The 3,298-nt window shown below is 51.3% G+C and carries 1 protein-coding gene; it reads left to right on the forward strand.

What is annotated here, in order from left to right:
• Nucleotides 1-3,298, forward strand: a 3,298-nt coding sequence (locus AAC620_RS12305) for an Ig-like domain-containing protein (RefSeq protein WP_340245399.1), incomplete at both ends; no start/stop codon positions are given.

The raw sequence follows: 3,298 nt of genomic DNA on the forward strand, positions 1-3,298 counted from the left end.
ACAGCATTACGTTTACGGGGACGTTTAGTGAGGCGGTTACGGTCACTGGGACGCCTGGTCTGAATTTATCTAATGGCGGTGTTGCGCGTTATGTGAGTGGTTCGGGTTCGAGCCTTTTGGTTTTTAAGTATGATGTGACGGGCAGTTCTCAGAGCAGCGCGGATTTGGATGTTGTGAGTTTGAACGTTGCGGATGGCGCGTTCAAATCGGCGGTGACGGGCAATGCTGCGACGGTTCAGGTTGCGCCTGGGATTTTGTCTTTTGATGCGGATGTTTTGGTTGATACGTCTCGTCCTTCTGGGACGATCAGCATTGATAAGACCAGTTTGATTGCGAATGAGGTTGCGAGTGTTACCGTGACCTTTGACGAGGAGGTTGAGGATCCTCGTTCTGCGATCACTGTTTTGAATGGGACTTTGTCTGATCTTGTTGGGGGTTCTGGCGACGAGACGGGGGCTCGCAGCCGTGTTTGGACGGGGACTTTTACGCCTGCGCTTGGCATTGAGGATCCGACCAACGCGTTGGTTTTGGACAACTCTAAGGTTTTTGATGATGCTGGTAATCCTGGCATTGGCCTGGCGGCGTCTGCGAATTTTTTGATTGATACCCGTGGTCCTGTTCCTGTTGTGAGCAGTGTTGCGCAGGCGGATGGCAGTCGTTTGCTGACTGTGGATTTTGGCGAGGCTGTCACGGATCTGTCTGAGAGCGGTCTTATTGTTGAGAATGGGGTTGCGGGGACTTTCTCGAAGCTCTCGGATTCTAAGTATACTTTGAGTGTGACGTCGGAGGCGTCTAATCCATCTGGTTCGATTACATTGAGCCTTTCGGATAATGTTATCCAGGATGCGCTTGGCAATTATAATGATCCGTTCTCGGCGAGTTTTGTTTGGGATGAGACTGCGCCTGTGATTGATCGTATCACGTCTGCGGCTGCGTCTTATACGACGGGCCAGGACATTTATATTGATGTTGAATTTAATGAGCCTGTGACGGTCAGCCCGATCTATGCTGACGCTGGTTCTAATCCTATTTTGGCTTTGAGCAATGGTCAGGTTGCGCATTACGCGAGTGGCAGTGGCACAACGTCTCTTAGGTTCCGCTACACTGTTCAGCGTGGTGATGAGGCGTCTGATTTGGACAGTTTGGCTTTGGTTGAGAATGCCAGCCGCATCCATGACATCTCTGGCAATGACGCGCAGGTTAAGATTACGCCTGGTGTGAACAATTTGGCATTTGCGACGAATATTGTCATTGATGGTGTTGTTCCGAGTATTACGAATGTCTCTGCTGATGATGGTTTGTATCAGGCGGGTGATGAGGTTCTTCTTGATGTTCAGTTTAGCGAGGATGTGACGCTTGATGATGCGGGTGGCGCTCCGATCCTTGCACTGTCGAATGGGTCTTATGCGAGTTTTGTCTCGCATGATGGGGATCGCATGGTGTTTAGCTATGCGGTTGCGACGGGTGACAATGATGCGCAGGACTTGGATGTTTTAGGTTTTGCGGAGAATGGGTCTGTCATTGCTGACGCCTCGGGCAACCGTGCGAATGTGGCGATCCGTTTTGGTATGAATAACCTTGCTGAGCGCAATGAGGTGAACATTGACGCTGCGCGTCCGCAGATTGCGGAGACGTCTGCGAATGCGGGTGAGTATAAGGCAGGTCAGCAGATTGAGATAGCGCTTGCGATGAGCAAGGGCGTTGTTGTTGACACGACGCAGGGCGATCCATCTTTGGAGTTGAACAATGGCCGTGAGGCTATTTTTGATGCTGAGAAATCGACGCCGACGACGCTTTGGTTTGTGTATGATGTTTTAGCGACGGATGTTCGTGAGGATGCGGGCACTCTTTATGAAGAGTATGACCTGAGCATTAAAGATTTTAAGTATAACAATGCTGAGATCCGTAGTTTGATTGGCGGCGCTGATGCGCAGATGACTTTGCCGTTGAGCGGTTTGGCGTCGGAAGCGGTTCGCATTGACCTGACATTGCCTGAGGTTGTGTCTATTAGCTTGTCGGACACGTCTTTGTCTGCGGGTGAAGATGCGGATGTGACGGTTGTTTTGAGTGAGCCGGTTCGTCAGCTTGATGTGAGTTATTTTAGTGTTCCGCATGGGAGTTTGTCGTCGTTTACGACGACTGACAACATTACGTGGCACGCTGTTTACACGCCTGTTCGGGATATTGAGGCGGATGAGCTTGTGATCAGCTTGGATGCGTCGCGTTTAAGTGATGAGGCGGGCAATCTTGGTTTGGGTGAGGCGCAGTCTGGGTCTTACAGTTTGGACAGCACGTATCCTGAGCTTGAGATCCGCTCGGACGCTTTGGGTGTGGTGCATAGGGGTCAGGATGTTCGTTTTACGCTTCAGTTCTCTGAGGCTGTGACGGGCTTCACGGATGCTGATGTGAAGGTTGTCAACGGCGAGAAGGTTGCGTTCTCTTTTGATGGTCCGAATGCTGAGGGTGAATACAGCATTATGGTGCGCCCTCTTGAGGGGTCTCGTCAGCCGATCAAGGTTTATGTTGAGGCGGGTGCTGCTGCGGATGGTGCTGGTAATTTGAGCCGTGCGTCATCGGTTTTTGTCCAGCCGGTTGATACGGATCCTCCTAAGATTGAGAAAATTGCGGGCGTTAAGGGGTCTTATGCCCTTGGGGATACGATCAGTATTGATGTGACGTTTACGGAGGCTGTGACGCTTCAATTGGAGCCTGATCTGAGCCAGCATGTTCTGCCACATCTGTCTTTGAACAATGGCCAGGAGGCGCGTTATGTTGCGGGTTCTGGTGGGAAGACTTGGACGTTTGAGTATGAGGTCTCGACGCCTGAGGATGTGACGCAGCTTGTTGATCGCGAGACCTTGAGGGTGCTGGCGCTTGTTGAGAATGACACGTCTTTGCTGGATGTGGCGGGCAACAAGCTTGAGGATTATTTTGTTGAGGCCAGCAATCAGCTGAATGCGGGTATCTCTGTCGACACGACGAGTGCTGTGATTACTGGGTTTAGCTCGGTTGATGGCACTTATAAGACGGATGATGTTTTATATATCTACGCGCATTTGAGTGAGCTTGTGCGTGTTCAGGGCACGCCTGCGCCGTATTTGACGCTGTCTAATGGCGGTCGTGCGACATACCTGTCTGGTACTGGGCATTCGCGGTTGGTGTTCAAATATACTGTGGACGAGGCGGATGGGAATACATCTGATTTGTCGGTGGTCTCGTTTAACGCGCCTGACGCGGGGATTGTGGATCGTGCGGGCAATGTGACGGATCTGAGCATTGTGTCTGGCGACAATGACCT

The sequence above is a fragment of the Roseobacter sp. HKCCA2468 genome (genome assembly GCF_037805105.1).
Classification (GTDB): domain Bacteria; phylum Pseudomonadota; class Alphaproteobacteria; order Rhodobacterales; family Rhodobacteraceae; genus M30B80.